Annotated in this window: 25 protein-coding genes; 16 read left to right on the top strand and 9 right to left on the bottom strand. The window is 64.2% G+C overall.

Features of this window, described 5'->3' with window-relative positions; genetic code table 11:
- Window positions 1-87: 87 nt before the first annotated feature.
- Window positions 88-1293, top strand: a complete 1206-nt coding sequence (locus WFP39_RS03780) for a phospholipase D-like domain-containing protein (RefSeq protein ID WP_336917800.1) — start codon at window positions 88-90, stop codon at window positions 1291-1293.
- Here the strand turns inward: WFP39_RS03780 and WFP39_RS03775 are convergent.
- Window positions 1290-2795 carry a replicative DNA helicase gene (locus tag WFP39_RS03775; protein ID WP_336917799.1) on the bottom strand — a complete coding sequence of 502 codons (1506 nt, stop codon included), beginning with the start codon at window positions 2793-2795 and terminating at the stop codon, window positions 1290-1292. The genes WFP39_RS03780 and WFP39_RS03775 overlap by 4 nt on opposite strands.
- A gap of 151 nt (window positions 2796-2946) precedes the next feature.
- Here WFP39_RS03775 and WFP39_RS03770 point away from each other — a divergent pair, with 151 nt between their 5' ends.
- From WFP39_RS03770 to WFP39_RS03760, 3 genes are all read left to right on the top strand, one after another.
- A complete protein-coding gene (locus WFP39_RS03770) occupies window positions 2947-3438 on the top strand; it encodes a UPF0262 family protein (protein WP_336917798.1) in 492 nt (163 codons plus the stop codon).
- A gap of 96 nt (window positions 3439-3534) precedes the next feature.
- Window positions 3535-4188: a glycoside hydrolase family 25 protein gene (locus WFP39_RS03765; protein ID WP_336917797.1), complete on the top strand. Its 654-nt coding sequence runs from the start codon at window positions 3535-3537 to the stop codon at window positions 4186-4188.
- Window positions 4185-4595 (top strand): cytidine deaminase, encoded by a 411-nt coding sequence (locus WFP39_RS03760; protein WP_336917796.1) that lies wholly within the window; start codon window positions 4185-4187, stop codon window positions 4593-4595. The genes WFP39_RS03765 and WFP39_RS03760 overlap by 4 nt, the downstream gene beginning before the upstream one ends.
- A gap of 2 nt (window positions 4596-4597) precedes the next feature.
- Here the strand turns inward: WFP39_RS03760 and WFP39_RS03755 are convergent, their stop codons facing one another.
- Together WFP39_RS03755 and WFP39_RS03750 are read right to left on the bottom strand one after the other, a co-directional pair.
- Complete coding sequence (locus tag WFP39_RS03755) at window positions 4598-5734, bottom strand: M14 family metallopeptidase (protein WP_336917795.1); 1137 nt, start codon at window positions 5732-5734, stop codon at window positions 4598-4600.
- Entirely contained in the window at window positions 5731-6345 is a 615-nt protein-coding gene (locus WFP39_RS03750) for a DUF4136 domain-containing protein (RefSeq protein ID WP_336917794.1), read from the bottom strand. Before WFP39_RS03750 ends, WFP39_RS03755 begins: the two co-directional genes overlap by 4 nt.
- 43 nt (window positions 6346-6388) lie before the next feature.
- On the opposite strand from WFP39_RS03750, the gene galE reads away from it, so the two are divergent.
- From galE to WFP39_RS03735, 3 genes are all read left to right on the top strand, one after another.
- Entirely contained in the window at window positions 6389-7408 is a 1020-nt protein-coding gene (gene galE / locus WFP39_RS03745) for a UDP-glucose 4-epimerase GalE (protein WP_336917793.1), read from the top strand.
- Window positions 7409-7522: 114 nt separating this feature from the next.
- Entirely contained in the window at window positions 7523-7648 is a 126-nt protein-coding gene (gene ykgO / locus WFP39_RS03740) for a type B 50S ribosomal protein L36 (RefSeq protein WP_336917792.1), read from the top strand.
- Between the two features lie 75 nt (window positions 7649-7723).
- Window positions 7724-8356, top strand: coding sequence for an HAD family hydrolase (locus tag WFP39_RS03735; protein ID WP_336917791.1), 633 nt, complete (start codon window positions 7724-7726; stop codon window positions 8354-8356).
- A gap of 88 nt (window positions 8357-8444) precedes the next feature.
- Here WFP39_RS03735 and WFP39_RS03730 read toward each other — a convergent pair whose 3' ends face one another.
- The gene (locus tag WFP39_RS03730) at window positions 8445-8756 is read right to left on the bottom strand and encodes a DUF8200 family protein (protein WP_336917790.1); all 312 of its coding nucleotides are present in this window, start codon (window positions 8754-8756) and stop codon (window positions 8445-8447) included.
- 161 nt (window positions 8757-8917) lie between these two features.
- Here WFP39_RS03730 and WFP39_RS03725 point away from each other — a divergent pair, with 161 nt between their 5' ends.
- Complete coding sequence (locus WFP39_RS03725; RefSeq protein ID WP_336917789.1) at window positions 8918-9409, top strand: winged helix-turn-helix transcriptional regulator; 492 nt, start codon at window positions 8918-8920, stop codon at window positions 9407-9409.
- 12 nt (window positions 9410-9421) lie between these two features.
- Here WFP39_RS03725 and WFP39_RS03720 read toward each other — a convergent pair whose 3' ends face one another.
- Genes WFP39_RS03720 through WFP39_RS03705 form a run of 4 tightly spaced genes read right to left on the bottom strand, consistent with a single transcriptional unit; the run spans window position 9422 to window position 12699 of the window.
- Complete coding sequence (locus tag WFP39_RS03720) at window positions 9422-9994, bottom strand: manganese efflux pump MntP (RefSeq protein WP_336917788.1); 573 nt, start codon at window positions 9992-9994, stop codon at window positions 9422-9424.
- Window positions 9995-10015: 21 nt separating this feature from the next.
- On the bottom strand, window positions 10016-10507 hold the full coding sequence (locus WFP39_RS03715; RefSeq protein ID WP_336917787.1) for a GNAT family N-acetyltransferase: 492 nt from the start codon (window positions 10505-10507) through the stop codon (window positions 10016-10018).
- Window positions 10500-11210, bottom strand: coding sequence for a rhomboid family intramembrane serine protease (locus WFP39_RS03710; RefSeq protein ID WP_336917786.1), 711 nt, complete (start codon window positions 11208-11210; stop codon window positions 10500-10502). The genes WFP39_RS03715 and WFP39_RS03710 overlap by 8 nt, the downstream gene beginning before the upstream one ends.
- Window positions 11203-12699 (bottom strand): YifB family Mg chelatase-like AAA ATPase, encoded by a 1497-nt coding sequence (locus tag WFP39_RS03705; protein WP_336917785.1) that lies wholly within the window; start codon window positions 12697-12699, stop codon window positions 11203-11205. The genes WFP39_RS03710 and WFP39_RS03705 overlap by 8 nt, the downstream gene beginning before the upstream one ends.
- A 129-nt stretch (window positions 12700-12828) precedes the next feature.
- On the opposite strand from WFP39_RS03705, the gene WFP39_RS03700 reads away from it, so the two are divergent.
- The 6 genes from WFP39_RS03700 to yihA all read left to right on the top strand — a co-directional run bounded on the left by WFP39_RS03700 (window position 12829) and on the right by yihA (window position 16954).
- Entirely contained in the window at window positions 12829-13590 is a 762-nt protein-coding gene (locus tag WFP39_RS03700) for an alpha/beta hydrolase (protein WP_336917784.1), read from the top strand.
- 68 nt (window positions 13591-13658) lie between these two features.
- The gene (rpmH, locus tag WFP39_RS03695) at window positions 13659-13793 is read left to right on the top strand and encodes a 50S ribosomal protein L34 (protein WP_130005632.1); all 135 of its coding nucleotides are present in this window, start codon (window positions 13659-13661) and stop codon (window positions 13791-13793) included.
- Between the two features lie 124 nt (window positions 13794-13917).
- On the top strand, window positions 13918-14286 hold the full coding sequence (gene rnpA / locus WFP39_RS03690) for a ribonuclease P protein component (RefSeq protein ID WP_336917783.1): 369 nt from the start codon (window positions 13918-13920) through the stop codon (window positions 14284-14286).
- On the top strand, window positions 14283-14492 hold the full coding sequence (gene yidD / locus WFP39_RS03685) for a membrane protein insertion efficiency factor YidD (protein WP_336917782.1): 210 nt from the start codon (window positions 14283-14285) through the stop codon (window positions 14490-14492). Before rnpA ends, yidD begins: the two co-directional genes overlap by 4 nt.
- The gene (yidC, locus tag WFP39_RS03680) at window positions 14470-16275 is read left to right on the top strand and encodes a membrane protein insertase YidC (protein ID WP_336917781.1); all 1806 of its coding nucleotides are present in this window, start codon (window positions 14470-14472) and stop codon (window positions 16273-16275) included. The genes yidD and yidC overlap by 23 nt, the downstream gene beginning before the upstream one ends.
- 10 nt (window positions 16276-16285) lie before the next feature.
- Window positions 16286-16954, top strand: coding sequence for a ribosome biogenesis GTP-binding protein YihA/YsxC (gene yihA, locus WFP39_RS03675; RefSeq protein WP_377923240.1), 669 nt, complete (start codon window positions 16286-16288; stop codon window positions 16952-16954).
- A gap of 208 nt (window positions 16955-17162) precedes the next feature.
- Here yihA and WFP39_RS03670 read toward each other — a convergent pair whose 3' ends face one another.
- Window positions 17163-19403, bottom strand: a complete 2241-nt coding sequence (locus tag WFP39_RS03670) for an EAL domain-containing protein (RefSeq protein ID WP_336917780.1) — start codon at window positions 19401-19403, stop codon at window positions 17163-17165.
- 298 nt (window positions 19404-19701) lie between these two features.
- Between WFP39_RS03670 and WFP39_RS03665 the strand changes: the two genes are divergently transcribed.
- Both WFP39_RS03665 and dapE read left to right on the top strand, forming a co-directional pair.
- The gene (locus WFP39_RS03665) at window positions 19702-20364 is read left to right on the top strand and encodes a glutathione S-transferase family protein (RefSeq protein WP_336917779.1); all 663 of its coding nucleotides are present in this window, start codon (window positions 19702-19704) and stop codon (window positions 20362-20364) included.
- Complete coding sequence (gene dapE / locus WFP39_RS03660) at window positions 20364-21500, top strand: succinyl-diaminopimelate desuccinylase (protein ID WP_336917778.1); 1137 nt, start codon at window positions 20364-20366, stop codon at window positions 21498-21500. Before WFP39_RS03665 ends, dapE begins: the two co-directional genes overlap by 1 nt.
- Window positions 21501-21514 lie beyond the last annotated feature (14 nt).

The following is a 21514-nucleotide window of genomic DNA, read 5'->3' as shown; positions in this document are numbered from 1 at the left end:
AATTCTGATGCAGCTTTTCGCGGAAAGGGCGGCAGATAAGTGAGGCCGCTTTCCACGTCAAGGATTTCCCCCCTCGGCCCACCTGCTATGGACGGTGTGATGGAGGAGCACCAGCCAGCCAGTGGGCCATTCCGCGACCCGCCACCCTTCACGGTGGAGACCGCAGGGCACGCCTTCGGCTTCTATGCGGGCGGGCCTGACCGGCTGGCCCGGCTGCTGCGCCTGGTGGACGAGGCGCAGGGCAGCTTGCGAATCGTCTTTTACATCTACGAGCCTGACGAATCCGGCACGCGCCTGCGCGACGCGCTTGTGGCGGCGGCGCGGCGCGGGGTGGCAGTGACGCTCATCCTCGACGGCTTCGGGGCCAGCGCCGATGCCGCCTTCTTCGCCCCGCTGATCGAGGCAGGCGGGCGCTATGTCTGCTTTCAGGCGCGCTGGTCGCGCCGTTACCTGATCCGCAACCATCAGAAGATCGTTCTGGTGGACGGACGCATCGCCATGCTGGGCGGCTTCAACATTTCCGACAGCTATTTCGCCTTGCCCGAAGGCGAAGCCTGGTCGGACCTTGCCTTTACCGTCGAAGGGCCGGTCGTCGCGCGCATTGCCGACTGGTTTCAGGAGCTGGAAAGCTGGAGCGCGGCGGAAAAAGGCCAGTTCCGCGCCATCCGGCGATCGGTGCGCGAATGGGATGCAGGGCGCGGGCCGGTGCGGCTGCTGGTGGGCGGGCCGACGACGGGCCTGTCGAGCTGGGCGCGAGTGGTCAGTGAGGATCTGATTTATGGCAAACGCCTGACCATGATCATGGCCTATTTTTCGCCCCCGCGCCGCCTGCTGCGCCGTATTCGGCGCATTGCGCAAATGGGCAAGGCCACGCTGCTGCTGCCTTCCCGGTCGGATAATGCCGCCACTGTCGGGGCCAGCCGCCTGCTTTACCGCAAGCTCATCCGCGCAGGCGCGCGCATCGTGGAGTTTGTGCCGTGCAAGCTGCATTCCAAGCTGATCGTGCTGGATGACGCAGTCTATCTGGGCAGTGCCAATCTCGATATGCGCAGCCTTTATCTCAATCTGGAGATCGTGCTGCGGATCGACGATGCCAAATTGGCCGACAGGATGCGCGAATTCGCGGCGCACTATATCGCCGCGGGGCAGGAAATTACTGCGGAGGTGCACCGTGCGCAGGGCGGCTGGTTCACGCGGCTACGCTGGCTGGCAAGCTGGCTGCTGGTGGCGGTGATCGATTATTCGGTGACGCGCAAACTCAATCTGGGGCTGGCCCCGAAAGGCGGCGATTAACCGTAATCGTCCGCGCCGTATTCACCTTCGGCAAGGTCGCTGAAGCGGGTGATCTTGGCTTCGAATTTCAGCCGCACACGGCCCGTGGAGCCGTGGCGCTGTTTCGCCACGATCAGTTCGGCAAGGCCGTAGACTTGCTCCATCTTGGCGCTCCATTCACTGTGCTTTGCCTCGTCATTCACGTCCGGCTCGCGGTTGCCGAGGTAATAATCCTCGCGGTAAATGAACCAGACCATGTCGGCATCCTGCTCGATCGAGCCGGATTCGCGCAGGTCGGACAGCATCGGGCGCTTGTCGTCGCGCTGTTCGACCGCACGGCTCAGCTGCGACAGCGCAATCACCGGCACGTTCAGTTCCTTGGCCAGCGTTTTGAGGCCGCGGCTGATTTCGGAGATTTCGTTGACGCGGTTGTCCTGGCTGCGCTGCGATCCTTGCAGGAGCTGGAGGTAATCGACCACGATCAGGCCGATATCGTGCCGCCGCTTCAGCCGCCGGGCACGGGTGCGCAGCGCGGAGATCGACAGCGCCGCCGAATCGTCGATGAACAGCGGCAGGTCGTTCAATCGCTGGCTGGCGCGCGACAGTTCGAGGAAATCCTCGCGGCTGATCTTGCCCATGCGCAAGGCTTCGGACGGGATGCCCGATTGTTCGGCCAGAATACGCGTGGCGAGCTGGTCCTTGCTCATTTCCAGGCTGAACACGGCCACGCCCGCGCCGGTGGATTTGGCGATCCCGTCTTCCCGGTCGCGCTTCAGCCGCGCGGCGCAGTTATAGGCGATGTTCATGGCGAGTGAGGATTTGCCCATGCCCGGACGGCCGGCCAGAATGATAAGGTCGGAATCGTGCAGCCCGCCGCATTTGGCATTGATCGAATCAAAACCGGTGGTCTTGCCCGCCACATGGCCGCCCGAATTGATTGCGGTCTCGATCAGGCCCAGCGCCTGCCGGCTGGCGACGCCGAAGGCTTCCGCCTCGTTTCCGGCCGATGCGCCTTCGGCCACGCGGTAAAGCGCGGCTTCGGCCTGTTCGATCTGGCGCATCGGCTCCACCTCGTCCGAGGTGTCGAGCGCGTTTTCAACGAGTTCGCGCCCCACGCTGACCAGTTCGCGCAGCAAGGCCAGATCATAGATTTGTTGCGCCAGTTCGCGCGCGGCCAGCAGGCCCTGCCCATCTGCCGTAAGGCGGGCGAGATAGGCGGTGCCCCCCAGTTCCTTCAACGCCTCGTCGGTTTCGAAATAGGGTTTGAGCGTGACCGGGGTGACCACCATCTGCCGGTCGACCAGCGCCAGAACGCGCTCGAAAATGCGCGCATGGACAGGGGCAAAGAAGTGATCGGGGCGCAAGGCCACGCTCAGTTCCTCCAGCACGCGGTTGTCGATCAGCACCGCGCCCAGAAAGGCGGCTTCGGCCTCCAGATTGGCGGGGAGCGCGCGCCCGGTGGACTGCGCATCATTCCCAGTGGCGGCCGCGTGCGGGCGGATCAGCAGATCTTCATCGGTCATGTTTTCCTGATGCGCCTGCTGCCCGCGCATCGCAAGGTGCCAACACCCATCGGCTGCGTGCGGCCCCTGTGGATAGCGGGGATGAGCGAATGCAAGACCGGCGCATTTCGCGTTTGCAGCAAGCCAGGCGGTCTGCGAAAAGTCGTCCGCCATGACATCGCCTTCACCTAACCGCATTGCAGCGATCACACTGGACGAGGCGACCATCCTTGCCCGCAGCGACCTTGTGGAGAGTGAACGCGAAGTGGCGCTGCGCGATCTGGTGGACGCCAATGCCTTTGCCCCCTTGCGCGCCCTTTCGCGCGGGCATCAGGGGCCGTGGCGGCTCCATCTGTCGGTGATCGATGGCAAGCTGGCGCTGGGCATACGCGACAATGCCGGCGACGATGCCGGCACGATCGGGCTGGGCCTTGCCCGGCTGAAGCGCGTGATCCGCGAATATTTCGCCATCTGCGATTCGTATTACAAGGCGCTGCGCAAGGCGACCGCGAGCGAGATCGAAACGCTCGACATGGCGCGGCGCGCCATTCACGACCGGGGTACACGGCAATTGCTCGAAATCCTTGAAGACAAGGTCGAAACCGATTTCGATACGGCAAGACGCCTGTTTACCTTGATCTGCGTGCTGCATATCAGGGCGTGATTGCGGGCGGGTGGGCTCGCTGGCGGGAAGGGCGCAGGTTCTACACGAGATATGGGCAGGAAAAGGGCATTTCCCTGGCGCTTGCGCCTTGCCGCCATGCTGCTGCTGATTCTGGCCGGCGGCGGCATCTGGCTGTGGTGGCAGGCGCAGCACTGGACGCCTTCGCGCAGCGACTTTCCCACGCAGGGCGTGCTGGTGGGCGCAGGCGACGGGCCGGTGGATTTTGCCGCGCTGGCGGCGGTGGGGGCCAATTTCGCCTATATCGAGGCGAGCCGCGGGGAAGACGGGCGCGACGCGATGCTGTCGGCCAATCTGCGCAGCCTGATGGCGGGAACCTTGCCGTTCGGCGTGGTGCACCATTACGACCCCTGCATCCCGGCAGAACGGCAGGCCGCCAATTTCGTGACCGTGGTGCCGCGCGATGGCCGGATGCTGCCGCCCGCGATCGCGCTCGACAAGCCCGCGCGCAGTTGCGACGATCCGGCCGTGGAAGCAGGGGTGGAAAGCGAGCTGACGACATTCCTCAACCAGGTCGAGGCGCATACCGGCCAGCGCGCAGTGCTGATGCTGTCCGAAGGGTTTCAGCAAGCGCATCCGATTGCCAGCCAGATCGAACGCAATCTGTGGCTGGAACGCGCCTTCCTGCCGCCCGATTACGCGGGGCGGCCCTTCACGCTGTGGACCGCCAATCCGCGCCTGTGGACCGAAGCGAGCGCAGCGCCGCTGCGCTGGGTGGTGGTGCAGCCGTGAGGGAGGATTACGCCGATCTCGTGCAGCAGGCGCGCGGCGCGGCGGAAACGGCCTACGCGCCCTATTCGCGGTTTCGCGTGGGCGCGGCGCTGTTGTTTGCTGATGGCGCGGTGGTGAGCGGGGCCAATGTGGAAAACGCCAGCTATGGCCTTTCTCTCTGTGCCGAAACCGTCGCGGTCGCCAAGGCGCTGAGCGAGGGGAGGCGCTGCGGACTTGTCGCCGTGGCAGTGGCCTCGCCTGATGCCGAGACGATCAGCCCCTGTGGCCGGTGCCGACAGGTGCTGAACGAATTGGCCGCGTTCGACCGTGCCGATCTGCTGGTGATCGGCGCGGGGAGAGCCGAAACGCAGGAATGGCGGCTGTCGCACTTGCTGCCCGATGCCTTCGGGCCAGACGCGCTGGGGTAGGTTTAGGCCCGCTCCTCCAGCCATTCGAGCAATGCGCCCAGGCAATCGCGGGCCAGCGCCTCGCACCGCTCCGGGCTCCACCCCTGTTCGGGATCGGGCAGGGGCGCGTGGTCCTTGAACGGCATTTCCAGCGTCATCGCGACGGCTCCGAACCGTTCGGCAAGCTGGTTGGTGCTCATCGTCAGGTTGGCCTTGCCCGGCGCCGCTTCGGGATAGCCGAGCGTGGTCTGGAAATCGGGCGTGCGCCGGTCAAGGATCGCACGATAGCGGGTAAAGCCATCGCCCTGCGCATCGGTCCATGACGGGATGCCTTCAAACCCGGCGAGGAAATTGGCGGCAATCGCTTCGTCCCCGTGGACATCCATCGCAAAGTGAACGCCGGTTTCGTCCATCGCATTGCGGATCGCCAGCACTTCAGGCGAGCGTTCGGCGCTGGGGCTGGCCCATTCGCGGTTGAGGTTCACGCCGGCGGCATTGGTGCGCAGATTGCCGCGCACCGATCCGTCGGGGTTGCAATTGGGCACGATGTGGAATCGGCACAGTTGGCGCAGGCGGCGCGCCACCGGATCAGAGGCATCGCACAGCATGTCGAGCGCGCCCTGCATCCACCATTCGGCCATGCTTTCGCCCGGATGCTGCCTTGCATAGAGCCAGACCTGCGCGGCCCCTTCGCCCATTTCGAGGCAGTCGATGGTCCGCCCGTCGAGCGAGAGGCCCAGCACGCGATGGCTCACGCCTTCGCACAGCGCGGCTTCGGCCACCAGATCCTGGTGCGCCTCCCACGAAAAAGGGGCGAAATAGGCAAACCACGCCAGATCGCCCGCCGGCTGATAGCGAATGGTCAGCGTGCCGCCGTCTTCGGCCTTGTCGTAAGAGGTGTCGGCGCGGCCCCAATAGGCCCGGTCTTCCGATACGCAGGCGCGGTAATCGGGCCAGCCTTCCGGATAAGCGGATGCAGCAAGGCCGGTGATCTTCAGTTCCAGCGGCCGCCCGGCGCAATTGCTCACCCGGAAATGGAACCACTGGAAGAAGTCGCTGTTGCTGTCGCGCCGGATGGTCAGGCGCGCGGCGGTGCCGGAAACCTCCTCCACCACGATATTGCCCGAATCGAAAGCGGCGTTGATTGCAATGTCGCTCATTGCACGGTGACCGTTTCACCCGAATTGCCAGGAAAGCCGGTGAACAGCGCATCGATCGCGCGCGCTGCGGCAGCGGCGGGGTCGGCGAGCGGGCTGTTGGCGGTGGCGGTGAAGCTGGCGCGCCCTTCCCACAGATTGGCCCCGCCACTGGCCGGACGGATGGCGACCGATACCAGCGTGCTGACCTGATCGGGGCGCGGCCCGGACAGGTCGATGCCCACGCCAAGCCCCACGCCTGAGCCAAACGAGCCGGTGCTGGCCGATCCGCCCACGCTGACCGGGCCGCGCCGTTCCAGCGGGTGTTCCACCGTCTGATTGAGCGCCAGGGTTGCCACTTGCGCGCCGCCCTGCGCCACCACGCGGTAGCCCAGCTGCTCCAGCTCGGCAGCCAACTGCCCGCGGAACAGGCCGAATTCGAGCGATTGCGGATCAAACCCTGCGGCGGGTTCGATGCTGATCGTGCCGCGCCCCAGTTCCGCCGGGGCCGTCCCGACAAAGCGCGTGACCTCCACCGGGGATGCCCAGGGCCGCGCGGCGCAGGCGTTGAGCGCAAGGGCAGCCATTGCGGCAAAGCCGATGCGGAAAAGGGCGACGGTATTTGCGTGTCTCACGGGTTAATCCTTGCTTTGCATCTTGTTGATAGTGCTCTGCCCCATGAGCACGAACCTTCCTGTCCTCGTTACCGGCGGGGCCGGCTATATCGGCAGCCACGCCGTGCTGGCGCTGCGCGATCGCGGCACGCCTGTGGCAGTAATCGACAACCTCTCCACCGGGTTCCGCTTTGCCATACCGCAAGGCGTTCCGTTCTACCATGGCGACATTGAGGATGCCGACCTGTTGGCACGCATTTTTGCCGAGCAGAAGATCGGCGCGGTGATGCATTTTGCCGGCTCGATCATCGTGCCCGAATCGGTGGAGAATCCGCTGAAATATTACCACAACAACACCGCCAAGAGCCGCGTGCTGATCGAGGCAGTGGTCAAAGCGGGCGTGCGCCACATGATCTTTTCCAGCACCGCGGCGACATACGGCATCCCCGCCACCTCGCCGGTGCATGAAGATGTGCCCAAACAGCCGATCAACCCCTATGGCTGGTCCAAGCTGATGACCGAGCAAATGCTGGCCGATACCGCCGCCGCGCACGCCTTCAACTATTGCGCGCTGCGTTATTTCAATGTGGCGGGCGCCGATCCGCTGGGGCGCAGCGGGCAATCGACCGCGGGCGCCACGCATCTGATCAAGGTGGCGGTGGAAGCCGCGCTGGGCAAACGCGATGGCGTGGCGGTGTTCGGCACCGATTACGCCACGCCCGATGGCACGGGGGTGCGCGATTACATCCATGTCAGCGACCTGGCCGCCGCGCATGTGCTGGCGCTCGATGCGCTGGTGGCGGATCCGGCCCGTTCGCTGACGATGAATTGCGGCTATGGCCGGGGCTTCTCGGTGCTCGAAGTGCTCGACGCGGTGGACCGGGTGACGGGCGGCACGCTCACGCGCAACATGCAGCCGCGCCGTGCAGGCGATCCCGATTCGCTGGTGTCAGACCCGTCGCGCATCAAGGCGACGCTGCCATGGCAGCCGCGCTTTGCCGATCTGGATGTGATCGTAGCGCACGCGCTTGCGTGGGAGGAAAAGCTTGGGGAAATGCAGGCAGGGCAGCGCGACGCGGCCTGACGAACCTGCCGCTATGCTCGCTTGACTTTGCAGGGCCGCTTGCGTAACCGGGCGCCCAGATACCCGGCATCGGAAGGCTCTTCCGATGCCGCTTGTTTTTCAGGAACTGAACCCATGAAGATCGTCAACAGCCTCAAGTCGCTCAAGGATCGTCACCGCGACAACCGCCTGATCCGCCGCCGCGGCCGGGTGTATGTGATCAACAAGACCAACCGCCGCTTCAAGGCCCGCCAGGGCTGATTGCGGTGCCAGGCCTGCGATTGATTCGCGGGGCCGGTCTTTTGAAAAGCCCCCGCCATCACGGGGGCTTTTTCCATGCCTGAAGCACGTCCCCCCGCAACCCGACCCTGCGCTGTCGTCTGGGACGTGGGCCGCGTCCTCTATCACTGGGATCTGCGGCACCTTTTTGCCAAGCTGATTCCCGATCCGGCGGAACTGGAATGGTTCGTGACCCATGTGGTGACGGAAGAATGGCATTTCCAAAGCGATGCCGGTCGTCCGCTGGCCGAGATGGTTCCCGAACTCAAGGGCCGCTTTCCCGATCACGCCGCGCTGATCGATGCCTACGCCACCCGCTTCATCGAGACGCTTCCCTATGCGGTGGACGGCACGCACGCGCTGGTGGAGCAACTGGCCGCGCGCGGCGTGCCACAATTCGCGCTGTCCAATTTCGGCGCGGAGTTCTGGGCGATGTTCCGCCCCACGGCGCCTGTGTTCGGCCATTTTGCGCAGATCGTGATTTCGGGCGAAGTGAAATGCGCCAAGCCCGATCCGCGCATCTACGCCGTGCTGGAGGAGCGCTGCGGGATGGATCCCGCGACGCTGCTGTTCGTGGATGACCGGGCGGACAATATCGCCGCCGCCCGTGTGCGCGGTTGGCACGGCCATGTCTTTACCCGTGCCGATGCGTTGGAAGCCGAACTGCGCGCTCACGGTCTGCTGGACTGAAAACCTAAAGAAAAGGCCCCGGCGAAATGCTCGCCAGGGCCAGGAAATCCGCCGTGATGGGTTGGCGGATGGAGAGAGCGTGATAGCGTCAGCCGTTGCAGCGGGCCAGATCGGCTTCGGCCAGTTCGGTGCCTTCCGCTTCAAAGCGCACGACCTGCCCCATTTTGCGGTTCACTTCGCGGCAGGCGCGCAGCGCGCGTGTGCCGTTGACCGGCGCGGTGCAGCGCGTGCCTTCGCAGCGCCACACAAGCCCGCCGGCCACCACAGTGGCGGATGCAGCCGGGCTGGCGAGTTCGGCGACATAGATGCGCGCCGGGGCCTGTGCGGCAAGTGTGGACGGCGCCAGAACTGTGCCAAGGGCCAGCGCCGAAAGCGTCGCAATTCGGTGGAGAGGGGACATGGCGGGGGGACTCCTGTCTGGTTGCGTTGTAAAACTGGTTTCGATTGACTACCTAATTTGACAAGTTTCGAAACGCAACTGGTAATGCGATTATTTTGGGCAAATATTTTGGGCATTGCCGCAGATGGCTGTAGGAAGGCGCAAGCGATTGGGACGGATGCATGGGTGAACTGCGTGAAGAATTGCGGGATATCAGCGATTGCGGCCTGCCGCAGGCGCTCGAAGTCATGGGCGAGCGCTGGTCATTCCTGATCCTGCGCGCGGCCTTCAACGGCTTCATCCATTTCGAGGAGTTTTCCAGTGAACTGGGGATCGCCCGCAATATCCTCTCCAACCGCCTGTCGCGGCTTGTCGAGCACGGTGTGCTCAGCCGCGAGCCGTGCGCGGCGGACAAGCGCAAGATCGAATACCGCCTCACACCCAAGGGCGTAGACCTGTTGCCCGCGATGCTGGCGCTGCGCCAATGGGGCGAAAAGCACGGGAACATCGCGTCTGATCTGGTCCTTGTTGATGCAGCCAAGGGCGAGCCGGTAGCTCCCATCACCATTCGCGCCGCGGACGGGCGGGACCTCGGCTGGCACGATCTTGCCTGGGCCCGGCGCGCGGACGTGGAAAAGAACGGGCGCAAGCAGGCAGGGCCCGGCTGCTGCTGAAGCCGCGCCGACCTACACCCAGGCCATGTGCTCGAACAGGATTTTCGCTCCCAATCCGACCAGCACCACGCCTCCTGCTCCCTCTGCCATATGGCCGAACTTGCCCCCGATGCGCGAGGCGAACCAGTAAGCCGGCACGCAGACTGCCGCGGTCACGCCCGCGATCACCGCGCACGAAAACCACACCGGCAGGCCGAACAGATCGAGTGTTAGCCCCGCTGCCGCCGCATCGATACTGGTGGCAAAAGCCGCGATCAGCAGGACGGCCACATGGCTGCCGCGGCCCGCTTCGGCAACTTCGGGCGCGGCATCGTCGTCGCCCTCGCTGAAGGCGGCAAACAGCATCCGCACGCCCAGGAAAGAAAGCAGCCCGAAGGCGATCCAGTGATCGACCGCGGCGATATAGGCCATGAACAGCGCGCCCAGCGCCCAGCCGAGCAGCGGCATGATCCCCTGCGCCGCCCCAAAGGCGAGGCCCGTTTCCAGCGCGCGCGCAATGCTGTGCGGCCCCGCCGCGCCGCGCGCGATCGAAACGGCGAAGGCATCGGCGGCCAACGCCAGCGCAAGAAGGAACAGCGGCAACATGGCGGCGCCCTTTAGCAGCTTTTACAGCAAGCGATACATCACCAGTGCATCGGCCATTTCGCCATCGGGCAGGCGGAAGGCGTGGGGCAGGCGGCCCACCACCTGCATACCCACATCCTGCCACAGATGAACCGCAGCATGGTTGGTGGCGACCACCAGGTTGAACTGCATCGCGGTAAAGCCCATCGCTTTCGCCCGCGCAAAGCTGTCCAAGGCCATGGCCCGCGCCAGTCCTTTCCCGCGCGCAGCGGGATGCACCATATACCCCGCATTGGCGACATGATCAGCGGGGCCGGTGGAGTTGGCCTTGAGGTAATAGGTGCCTGCCACGCAGCCATCCAACTCTGCCACGAACACTGTCTTGCCCGGCGCGAACCAATAGGCAAGCACATCGGCGCGCGAAGCCGTGGGATCGACCGGATAAGTCCGCCCCTCGCGCACCACCGGCTCCAGAATGGTCCACAGCGCGTCCGCGTCCTCCGCGCGGGCGAGGCGGATCAAGCGCTCAGCCATTGCGAGGTGGAAGGAAGAAGCCGGCGCACAGCAGGCCGAACAGGAAGCCGCCCAGATGCCCCTCCCACGCAATCAGCATCCCCGTGCCGCCGAGGAAAAAGGGGATGGCGAAAATCGCGATCAGGATCAGGTTCGCCTTCACGAAATCCCAGATGCGGCGCGCCAATGCCCGACTGGTGACGGGCAAGAGCGAACCGTTCCCATCCAGCCGGGACATGAAGCCGATCATCCCCGAAATCGCGCCTGATGCGCCCACCGCCGGGATCGTGCCGCCGGGATTGATGCCCACATACAGCAGCGCGCCCGCAAGGCCCGAAAGAAGATAGAAGGCGTAAAAGCGCAAAGCCGCGCCCATCAATGGCCCGCCTGTCACCACTTGGCGCCCGCCCATGGTCAGCACGAGCAAGGGGGCAAAGCCCGCCAGCACCGCGCTGTTCATCCCGATATGCAGGATATTGGCGTGGGCAAACATGTGCAGCAGCAGCGTGTCCCAGCGCCCTTGCGCCAGAGCCTGCGCCGAAATGCCCCATTCGCGCATGTCGCCGCCCTGCGGCAGATGCCACAGCCACGCGGCCCAGATCAGCGCCAGCAGCACCAGCCCCGGTGCGTGGAGGCGGCGCGGCAGAGCGAGCCGCCGCCCTGCGCGCGGCACCGAGACGGAGGCCCTGTCAGGTGGGCGCGGAAGGTGCGGATCGTCAGGCACGCGGCGCCTGCCTGCGGTAACTGAGCGCCTCGGCCACATGGATGCGCGTCACCGCCTCGCTTCCCGCCAGATCGGCAATCGTGCGCGCCACGCGCAGCATGCGGGTATAGGAACGGGCGGACAGCCGCATCGCTGCGCTCGCCTGCATCAGCAGCGCCCGACCTGCTTCGTCCGGCGTGGCATGGGCTTCAAGCGTCTCGCCTTCCAGCTCGGCGTTGGAACGCACGCCGCGCGCGGTCTGCCGCGCACGCGCTTGTGCCACCCGCGCCGCAACCTCTGCGCTGCCTTCTGTCGGCGGCGGCAAAGCGAGATCGGCGGCGGACACCGGATCGACTTCGACATGCAGATCGATCCGGTCGAGCATCGGGCCGGATACACGCATCTGGTAATCGGCGGCGCATTTGGGGGCGCGGCTGCACGCCAATGCCGCATCGCCCAGATGGCCGCAGCGGCACGGATTCATCGCCGCGACCATCTGCACCCGCGCAGGGAAGGAGACATGCGCATTGGCCCGCGCCACATCCACGCGGCCCGTCTCCAGCGGCTGGCGCAGCGAATCGAGAACGGCGCGCTGGAATTCGGGCAATTCGTCGAGGAACAGCACGCCCAGATGAGCGAGACTCACCTCGCCGGGCCGCACGCGCAGGCCCCCGCCGGTTAGCGCCGCCATGCTGGCCGAATGGTGCGGGGCGCGGAACGGGCGGGTGCGGCTGATCTTCCCGCCTTCCAGCGTTCCGGCAACGCTTGCCACCATGCTCACTTCCAGCGCCTCTGCCGGGCTAAGCGGGGGGAGGATGCCGGGAAGGCAACTGGCGAGCAGGCTCTTGCCCGCGCCCGGCGGCCCGACCATCAGCAGATTGTGCCCGCCCGCTGCCGCAATTTCCAATGCGCGCTTGGCGGTCTCCTGCCCCTTTACCTGTTTGAGATCGGGGCCAAAGCCCGGCTCCTCCACTTCGCCCGGTGCAGGATCGGGCAGGCGCGACGTGCCTTTCAGATGGCCCAGCAGGCTGACCAGATCGGGTGCGGCGAGCACCGGCACCCCGCTCGCCCAGCGTGCCTCTGCCCCTTGCGCGGCGGGGCAGATGAGGCCCAGTTCCTGTTCGGCTGCGTGCATGGCGGCGAGCAGAACACCGGGCGAGGCAACGATGCGCCCATCGAGCGCCAGTTCGCCCACGGCCAGAAAATCGGTGAGCTGTTCGGCATCGGCCACGCCCATTGCGGCGAGCAGCGCCAGCGCGATCGGCAGGTCGTAATGGCTGCCTTCCTTGGGCAGGTCGGCGGGGGAGAGGTTGATGGTGATCCGCTTGGGCGGCAGCGCCAGCCCCATCGCGGCGAGCGCCGCCTGCACGCGTTCACGGCTTTCGCCCACCGCCTTGTCGGGCAGGCCGACAATGGCAAAGCGCGGCATCCCGGCGGCGACCTGGCATTGCACCTCCACCGCGCGCGCATCGAGGCCGAGATAGGCAACCGTCCTGACAAGCGCGACCAAGGGCAAAACTCCTGCAACTGGTTGTCTGATAACGCGGTCATCGCCCGTGTCGAGCGCAAGGCATGGTGAATCCGGCGGAAACCGGATTTGTTTACGCTTGCGAAGGGGCGTGGGCGCACTTCGGATCAGATGCGCCGTCTCGTCCTTCTTCTGGCCGCCTTCGGGCTGGGTATGTCCGCTCCCGCAGTGGCGCAGACATATGTGTATGAGGAGGTTGTGGAACAGTGGGTGGATGTCGCCGCGTCCCGCTTTGTGTCGCCGCAACTGGCGCAGGTGGAACAGTCAGCAATTGCCGCATTCGGCCCGTTTCGCGTGCTGGATAATGGCCGCGCCGCGCTGGTCGACATTACGGACGAGCGCAGCCCCGCGCAGTTCGCTGCCATGCTGGAGGCCTTTCCCGGCATCGCCGTGCTGGAATTCATCGAATGTCCCGGCACGCATGACGACCGGGCGAATCTGGCGCTCGGCCTGATGATCCGCGAAGCCGGACTTGCCGCCGTGGTGCCCGAAGGTGGCTCTGTCCGTTCCGGCGCGGTCGAACTGTTCCTGGCAGGCGCCACGCGGCAGATTGCCGACGGGGCGGAGTTTGCCGTCCATGCCTGGCTCGATGATCGCGGCATGGGTGCGTGGGACTACGCGCCCGATTCGCCCGAACACCAGAAATACCTTGCCTATTACCGCGAGATGGGGATGGCAGCGGACGATGCGGCGCGGTTTTACGCCATGACCAATTCGGTGCCGTTCGAAACCGCCTTGTGGCTCGACGGGGCAGAAATGCGCGAATGGATGGGAATGCCTGCGCCAGCGGTGGCAGAGACGCCGCGCCTCGCCTATGCCGATGTCCCGCTGGTCGAGCCTGTGCGGCTTGACTTGGAGATGGCACTCAACTAATCGCGCCCGTCTGTGATGGCCGCCCGTGCTGGCGGCCCGATTTGTTTTGAATTTGAGGGAACCGACCCATGAAGCGCACTTTCCAGCCGAGCAACCTCGTGCGTGCTCGCCGTCACGGCTTTTTCGCCCGCAAGGCGACCCCCGGTGGCCGCAAGGTGCTGCGCGCCCGTCGCCGCCGCGGCCGCAAGACGCTCTGCGCCTAATTCGCCTTCCGCTCGCCTCGCGGGCGGGCAAGTTGAGGTGCCATTGGCGAATTATGCAAACGGGCTGCCTGCGCGCGGCCCGTTTTCTTTTGTATCCTGCGTCTTCTTTAGTATCCGTGGCGTCGTGACTGTCAGCGTCCTCACCAAGCGGAGCGATTTCCTTGCCGCCAATCGCGGCTTGCGCAATGCGCGGCCCGGCTTCGTGTTGCTGACCCGCCCGAATGACGGGCGTGGCATCCGCTTTGGCATTACCGTGACCAAGAAGATCGGCAATGCCGTTGTGCGCAACCGGATGAAGCGGCGGTTTCGCGAATTGCTGCGCGCGGCGCTGCCCAGCGAAGGGCTGCCCGATCACGATCATGTGCTGATCGGCCGCGAAGGCGGGGTGGAGCGCGATTTTGCCCGCCTGCGGCTGGAACTGCATCATGCGCTGGCCGATGCGGCCGCGGGCAAGGGCGACAAGGCGCGCAGCTTCCGCAAGGTGCGCCGGTGAAGCAACTTCTCATCCTCATCGCGCGCTTCTGGCAACTTGGCCCCAGCCGCATCCTGCCGCCCACCTGCCGTTACCAGCCCAGTTGCAGCCAGTATGCGATCGAAGCGCTGCAAAAGCATGGTGCAATCAGGGGTGGATGGCTGGCGGTTAAGCGTCTATTGCGCTGCCACCCCTGGGGGGGGCATGGCTACGACCCTGTGCCATAAGGCGCGGGCGGATCACTACCGGACGGAAAAAAAGACCTTGCAGAACCAGCGTAACATCATCCTCGCCGTGGTGCTGAGCCTTGCCCTGATCCTGGGATGGGATCTGGTGATGACCCGCTTTTTCCCGCCTCAGGTCGAAGCACCGGTGCCGGCCGCGCAGACCGCGACCGGAGGCCAGATCCCCGCTGATGCGCCGTTGGCAGAGGCCGATCTGGTGCGCGATCTCGATTCCGCGCTGGCCAGTCCAGGGCGCATTCCGATCGACGCGCCCGAAATCGGCGGTTCGATCAACCCGATCGGCGCACGGGTGGACGATATCGTTCTCAAAACCCACCGGCAGACCGTGGCGCGTGACAGCGGCCCGGTGCGCCTGTTCGCGCCGCACGGCACACAGGCGCAGCATTTCGCCCGTTTCGACTGGGTGGGCCAGGGCGTGGCCGTTCCCGATGCGCAGACGCAGTGGACGGTGACCAGCGGCGAACGGCTGACGCAGGAAACGCCGGTTTCGCTCAGCTGGGATAACGGGCAGGGGCAGGTCTTCGGCCTGACCTTTGCGATTGACGAACATTATATGCTCACCGTCACGCAGACGCTTACCAACCGCGCGACCGGTTCGATCGCGGTGCGTCCGCGCGGCATCATCAACCGCACCAGCGTGGGCGCCGATCCCAGCACCTTCAACGTCCATTCCGGCCCGATCGCGGCGCTCGACAACACGGTCAATTTCGATTGGGACTACAAGGACGTCACCGAAAATGGCGGGCAGGTGAATCTGCCGGGCCGGCCGGACTGGGTGGGCTTCACCGACATTTACTGGATGAGCGCGCTGATCCCGCAGCCGGGCCTTGCGACGCAGGCAAGCTTTGCCGAAGCCGGGCGCGACCGTTATGCTGCTGTGCTGCTGTATGATACGGTGACTGTTCCGGAAGGGCAGATGGTCACCTTCACCAGCCGGCTTTTCGCGGGCGCCAAGGAAAGCAATGTGCTGCGGGCCTATGAAGCCGCAGGTGTGGCGCGCTTTGGCCTCGCCATCGACTGGGGCTGGTTCCGCTTCATCGCCTGGCCGATGTGGTGGCTGCTGACGCATCTGTTCAAACTGGTGGGCAATTTCGGGCTCGCCATCATTTGCCTCACGATCATCGTCCGCGTGATCATGTTCCCAATTGCGCAAAAGCAGTTCGCCAGCATGGCGGCGATGCGCGCGGTGCAGCCCAAGATGAAGGCGCTGCAGGAACGCTACAAGGACGACAAGGCCCAGCTGCAACAGCAGATGGCCAAGCTCTACAAGGACGAGAAGATCAATCCGCTGGCGGGCTGCCTGCCGATCTTCCTGCAGATCCCGATCTTCTTTGCGCTGTACAAGGTGCTGCTGCTGGCGATCGAAATGCGGCACGAGCCGTTCTTCCTGTGGATCAAGGATTTGTCCGCGCCCGATCCGGCGAAGATCCTCAACTTGTTCGGGCTGTTGCCGTTCGATCCGCCGGGCTTCCTCGGCATCGGCATTCTTGCGGTGATTCTGGGCCTGACGATGTGGCTGCAGTTCAAGCTGAATCCGGCCGCGATCGATCCGGTACAGCAACAGATCTTCATGATCATGCCCTGGGTTTTGATGTTTGTGATGGCTCCCTTTGCCGCGGGCTTGCTGCTCTACTGGATTACCTCGAACATCCTGACGCTTGCGCAGCAGAAGTATCTGTATTCCAAGCATCCGCAGCTCAAAGCGCAGGCGGAGAAGGATGCTGCCGACCGCGAACGCGCTGCCGCACGCGACAAAAAGGCGTGAGGCGGAGGTTGTGAGCGAGGGCGAGATACCGCAGGCTGAGGATCTGCCTCAAGAGGATCTGACAGAGGAGGCGCGCCGCCTGTTTGCCGGGCGTGTGGAGTTTCTGCTGTCTGCGCCCTCGCTGCAATATCTGCCCGATGCCGATTTCCCCGAAGTTGCGTTTGCCGGACGATCCAATGTCGGCAAAAGCTCGCTCATCAACGCGGTGACGGGGCGCAAGGCGATTGCGCGCGCCTCGGTCACGCCGGGCCGCACGCAGGAGCTGAACTTCTTCGAAGTGGGCGACCCGACGCAGTTTCGGCTGGTGGACATGCCCGGCTACGGCTTTGCCAAGGCCCCGGTGAAGGTGGTGGAACGCTGGCGCAGCCTCGTGCGCACCTTCCTGCGCGGGCGCGTGGTGCTCAAACGCGCTCTGGTTCTGGTCGACAGCCGCCACGGGTTGAAAGACAGCGACCGCGACATGATGAAGATGCTCGACGAGGCGGCGGTGGGCTATCGCCTGGTGCTGACCAAGGCGGACAAGGTGAAAGCGAGTGAGCTTGCCGCCGTGGCGCAGAAGGTGGCCGAGGAAGCGCGCAAGCATTCTGCCGCGCATCCGCATCTGCACATCACCTCTGCCGAAAAGGGCATGGGAATTGCGGAGCTGCGCACGGCGATATTGGCTGATGTGCGCAGCTGAGGTCTGCGGCCTGCCAGCAAAACAGGTCACGCTCCGGCAAATGGGTCCAAAACAGAAAAGGGCGCCCAAAGGGGCGCCCTTTTCTAAGACCCGAAAACGTAAGGCTTAAGAGCGACCGCCCAGAAGCCAATCCCAAAAACCACGGCTCATTGCCCGTCTCCTTGGTTAGACGGACAAGCAATGCATTAACCAAGTTTGTTTGTAAAGTTTAAACCATGTTCTTGCGTCGATTTTCCGGGCCAAGGTGCTGGAAATGGCTGATTTCCTCGATTGTGACCGGGCGCGAAATGCCAAAACCCTGCGCCACAACGCATCCCATCTGGCGCAAAAGGGTTAACGTGGCCTCGTCCTCGACCCCTTCGGCGACGACGATGATTCGCATTTCCTTGCCCAGAGCCAGCACGCTGCGCAGGATGGCGGCGGCCTTGGGATCGTCCTTGATCGCGGACGTGAACAGCCGGTCCACCTTGATTTCGGTAAAGGGCAAACGCAGCAGCGCTTCGAGGCTGGCGGCGCCCACGCCGAAATCGTCCATCGAAATCTTCGCGCCAAGCGCGCGCAATTCACCAAGGATTTCGGCGGCACGCTCGTGATTCGAGATGCGATAGGTCTCGGTGATTTCCAGGGTCAGCAATTGCGGATCAAAGCCGGTTTCCGTCAGCGCCTCGCTCACCATGCGCACAATGTCGCGTTCGTGCACCAAAGTAGCGGAAATATTCACCGCCACGGGCAGTGCGCTTCCTTGCCGGGCAAGCCGGTTGCCGGCATGGCAGGCCTCCGTCAGCACATGGCGGGTCAGATGGCTCATCCGGCCGGCATTCTCGCACTGGCGGATGAAGTGATCGGGCGGGATCAGCCCCTTGACCGGATCGCGCCAGCGCACCAGCGCCTCGATCCCGACCAGTTCGCCGGTCTGCACCAGCACCTTGGGCTGGAAAATCGTATAGATTTCGCCATTCGCCAATGCCGCATCGATGCGCGCCTGAAGCGAAATGCTCCAGATCAGATCTTCGTCGCTCGCCAGTTCGGCGATCACCACCGGTTCATAGGTTTCGGTCGTGCGCTCTGCGGCTTCCACCGCGGCGGCAAGCCGGCGGCTGACGGCAGGGCTGGGGGTAATGTCGACGCCAAAGGTTATGCCGACATCAACCTGATTGTTGCCCACCTGCAGCGGAGACGCAAACAGGGCCCTCAGGCCTTCAAGGTGTTCGCGAATAAGTGCCGGTTCCTTTTCCGGGAAAGTCCAGGCAATCGAATGGCCTGGCCCCAGATAGATGACCGCGTCTTTTTTCGCCGCTTTCAAACGTGTGACGACGCGCAGGACATATTCGGCGTGAAGATCGGCGGGCAAGGTCTTGCGGACCTCCTCGAACCTGTGAATGCGTGCCACGATGATCGCGGGAACGGTTATCGCAACATCCGCGTCGTTTTCGAGAGCTGCGAAGGTGGGCAGGCCGGTATCGGAATCGACCATGCGGTAATTGCGCCGCCATTTGGCGCGGATACGCATCACGCCGAACAGCGCGAGCAGCACAATGCTGCCCACAATGCTCATCATCACGCCCATCGTCGCGGCGACGTAAAGCGCCACAGGCAAGGACAGAGCCAGCATGGCATAGGCGGCATAGCGCAGCCGTGCCTGCTGGAATTGCGAGACGAGCAGCAGCAACACCAGCACGACCAGCGCCACAAATTGGCTTTCGGTGGTCTGCGTGAAGCCTGCCTTCAGCGTTTCGGCGGCGTAGATGTCGGAATAGGCGCCGGGAACATCCACATCCCCTGGGATATTGAAAGCATGCCGGTCGTTCGGATCGGAATTCCCAATTACTACAACCTTCCCGGTCAATAATTCGGGGATTTCGCGTCGAGAACCCAAAGGGCCAACATTTTGTGCCAAATCCGAGAAGCGATAAGTGGGTATCGATGAGCGCCGAAACCCGTAGTTGATGCGGAATTCGCCAGTGCGACGATCAATGCCAGCAATCGATGCTGCCATGCTGGGAAGTTTGTAGCCGTTGCTTTCAACGGCGTAGGGCATATCCCAGGAATAGCCGAGAAAGTTGCGCCAGCGATCTGCTGCAACCCTTGGTATTTGCGCTCCGATTGCAGGAATAGGCGGAACCAGTCCTCGTTCCCCGTCGATCCCGCTCACCATCAATTCAACCAGATAGGCCCGCCCTTCGTAGGCGCGCAGCGCCTCGTTCAAGCGACGGTCGGCCGCTGGGGACGATGGTGCGTCGAACTGCGTGGAAACATATACCCGATCCACCCCAGCCTCGCGCAGACGGTCGAGCAGGCTGGCAAGTTCGGTGCGCCGGTTCGGATAGGCCGGATCGCCCAGATCGTCTGGCGATCCGACAAAGGCAATCTCGCCCGATGCATCGAATTGCGCCACGCGCGCCTGCATGATCCAGTTGAGCTGATCCAAGGGCATAAGCAGGGTCGACATCGCCAGCACAAGCGCAATGATCCCTGCCCACGAGGCATGGCGGATCCGCTCCGAGGCGCTGTTGCGATCCCTGCCGGGGGTCATGGTGTGCCTTGCGTTTACCCTTATTGCCGGTTCGCGTAGCCGGATGTGCGCTTTTCTAGGCATCGGATGGTAAACAAACCCCTTAAGTGGGCTCCTGAGTGGAGTGACCGGTTAACCTTTGCCCAAGCTTAACCTTCGTCGTTCAGGCTCGACAGGGAATGGGTGAACGGCTAGGCCTGCCCTCCCATTCACCCGTCGGCACCGGGAACCCCGCATGAAGCTGATCATCGGCAACAAGACCTATTCGAGCTGGAGCCTGCGCGGCTGGCTGGCCGCGAAGCAATCGGGCCTGCATTTTGAAGAACTTACCGTCCATATTGACGGGGATGACTGGCAGGCGATGAAGCGCGCGCAGGGCGAATTCCAGCCATCTGCCGGCAAGGTTCCGGTGCTGTGGGACGGTGATGTGGTGGTGTGGGACAGCCTCGCCATCCTCGAATATTTGGCCGACAAGGTCGGGCGCGACCGGTTCTGGCCCAAGGACGATGCCGCCCGCGCCATGGCGCGTTCTATGGTGGCGGAAATGCATTCCTCCTATCTGCCGCTGCGCCGCCAGTGCCCGATGAACATCCGCCGCCGAATCGAAATCGAGTTGAACGACGAGACGCGCGCCAATATCGTGCGCATCCTTAGCCTGTGGGCCGAGGCGCGGGCGCGGTTCGGCAAGGGCGGGCCGTTCCTGTTCGGCACCTTCTGCGCAGCCGACATTTTCTACGCCCCCGTGGTCAGCCGCTTCATCACCTATGGCATTGGCGTGCCCGGATTTGCGCAGGCCTATATGGAGGCGATCTGGGAACATCCGTGGATGCAGGAATGGGTGAACGGTGCGCTGGCCGAAGAATGGCACATCGCCCAGTATGAGGTGAGCGCGGACTGATGGCCGATCCGGTTGACCTGACAAAGCGGCTGATAGCATGCGAAAGCGTGACGCCTGCCACCGGCAGCGTGTTCGATTGCCTTGAAGCGATGCTCACCCCGCTCGGTTTTGCCGTGCACCGCTTCATCGAAGGCGCGGGCGAGGAGGCGAGCGGCGCGGGGCCGGTCGAAAACCTGTTTGCCGTGCGCCATGGCCCTGCGGGGGCGCGCCATTTCGCCTTTGCCGGGCACCTCGACGTAGTGCCGCCGGGCGAGGGGTGGACGGCGGACGCCTTTGCCCCCGAAGTGCGCGGCAACCTGCTCTATGGCCGGGGCGCGGTGGACATGAAGGGCGCGATCGGTTGCATGGTTGCCGCCGTGGCGGACATTCCGGCCGAGGCAGGCACGATCAGCCTGATCATCACCGGGGACGAGGAAGGCGTGGCGCAGTTCGGCACGCGCGCGCTGATGGAGCGGATGGCCGAATTGGGCGAGACGCCCGATCTTATCCTGGTGGGCGAGCCGACGAGCGTGCACCGCCTGGGCGACATGATGAAGATCGGCCGGCGCGGATCGCTCAATTGCTGGTTCGTGGTGGAGGGGCGCGAAGGGCATGTCGCCTATCCGCATCTGGCCGACAATCCCTTGCCGCGCCTTGTCAGCCTGCTGGCCGATCTGGACGCGATGGAGCTGGACGAAGGCACCGAATGGTTCCAGCCGAGCAATCTGGAAATCACTGATATTGCGGTTGGCAACAAGGCCACCAATGTCATCCCCGCGCGTGCCACGGGGCGTATCTCCATCCGGTTCAACGATTTGCATTCGGGTGCAGGGCTGGTTGCCCGGCTGGAGGAGATTGCCGCACGCCACGGCGCGTTGGCTCGCCCGGTCATATCGGGCGAACCCTTCCTCACCCCGCCAGGCGACTTCTCCGCGCTGATCGCCGATGCGGTGGAGGCGGAAACGGGTATCCGCCCGGAGCCTTCGACCAGCGGTGGCACATCCGATGCCCGGTTCCTCAAGAGCATTGCCCCGGTGATCGAATTCGGCCTCTGCAACGCAACCATGCACAAGCGCGACGAGGCGGTGGCGGTCGAGGATCTTGGCGTATTGGCGCGCATTTACCGGCGGATCGCGCTGGCCGCGCTGGCGGGCTGATCTACGACAGAGCG

The organism is Alteraurantiacibacter lauratis (assembly GCF_037154155.1).
In the GTDB taxonomy this organism is placed as follows: Bacteria; Pseudomonadota; Alphaproteobacteria; order Sphingomonadales; family Sphingomonadaceae; genus Alteraurantiacibacter; species Alteraurantiacibacter lauratis.
Note: the sequence above shows the minus strand (reverse complement) of the source record. Positions and strands in the feature narration are given on the sequence as shown.

What these genes read in the sequence shown, in the direction of transcription:
- WFP39_RS03780 (WP_336917800.1), top strand. Translation starts at nt 88, where the DNA reads ATGGACGGTGTGATGGAGGAGCACCAGCCAGCCAGTGGGCCATTCCGC.
- WFP39_RS03775 (WP_336917799.1), bottom strand. Translation starts at nt 2,795, where the DNA reads ATGACCGATGAAGATCTGCTGATCCGCCCGCACGCGGCCGCCACTGGG.
- WFP39_RS03770 (WP_336917798.1), top strand. Translation starts at nt 2,947, where the DNA reads ATGACATCGCCTTCACCTAACCGCATTGCAGCGATCACACTGGACGAG.
- WFP39_RS03765 (WP_336917797.1), top strand. Translation starts at nt 3,535, where the DNA reads ATGCTGCTGCTGATTCTGGCCGGCGGCGGCATCTGGCTGTGGTGGCAG.
- WFP39_RS03755 (WP_336917795.1), bottom strand. Translation starts at nt 5,734, where the DNA reads ATGAGCGACATTGCAATCAACGCCGCTTTCGATTCGGGCAATATCGTG.
- galE (WP_336917793.1), top strand. Translation starts at nt 6,389, where the DNA reads ATGAGCACGAACCTTCCTGTCCTCGTTACCGGCGGGGCCGGCTATATC.
- ykgO (WP_336917792.1), top strand. Translation starts at nt 7,523, where the DNA reads ATGAAGATCGTCAACAGCCTCAAGTCGCTCAAGGATCGTCACCGCGAC.
- WFP39_RS03735 (WP_336917791.1), top strand. Translation starts at nt 7,724, where the DNA reads ATGCCTGAAGCACGTCCCCCCGCAACCCGACCCTGCGCTGTCGTCTGG.
- WFP39_RS03730 (WP_336917790.1), bottom strand. Translation starts at nt 8,756, where the DNA reads ATGTCCCCTCTCCACCGAATTGCGACGCTTTCGGCGCTGGCCCTTGGC.
- WFP39_RS03725 (WP_336917789.1), top strand. Translation starts at nt 8,918, where the DNA reads ATGGGTGAACTGCGTGAAGAATTGCGGGATATCAGCGATTGCGGCCTG.
- WFP39_RS03720 (WP_336917788.1), bottom strand. Translation starts at nt 9,994, where the DNA reads ATGTTGCCGCTGTTCCTTCTTGCGCTGGCGTTGGCCGCCGATGCCTTC.
- WFP39_RS03715 (WP_336917787.1), bottom strand. Translation starts at nt 10,507, where the DNA reads ATGGCTGAGCGCTTGATCCGCCTCGCCCGCGCGGAGGACGCGGACGCG.
- WFP39_RS03700 (WP_336917784.1), top strand. Translation starts at nt 12,829, where the DNA reads ATGCGCCGTCTCGTCCTTCTTCTGGCCGCCTTCGGGCTGGGTATGTCC.
- rpmH (WP_130005632.1), top strand. Translation starts at nt 13,659, where the DNA reads ATGAAGCGCACTTTCCAGCCGAGCAACCTCGTGCGTGCTCGCCGTCAC.
- yidC (WP_336917781.1), top strand. Translation starts at nt 14,470, where the DNA reads ATGGCTACGACCCTGTGCCATAAGGCGCGGGCGGATCACTACCGGACG.
- WFP39_RS03670 (WP_336917780.1), bottom strand. Translation starts at nt 19,403, where the DNA reads ATGTCGACCCTGCTTATGCCCTTGGATCAGCTCAACTGGATCATGCAG.
- WFP39_RS03665 (WP_336917779.1), top strand. Translation starts at nt 19,702, where the DNA reads ATGAAGCTGATCATCGGCAACAAGACCTATTCGAGCTGGAGCCTGCGC.
- dapE (WP_336917778.1), top strand. Translation starts at nt 20,364, where the DNA reads ATGGCCGATCCGGTTGACCTGACAAAGCGGCTGATAGCATGCGAAAGC.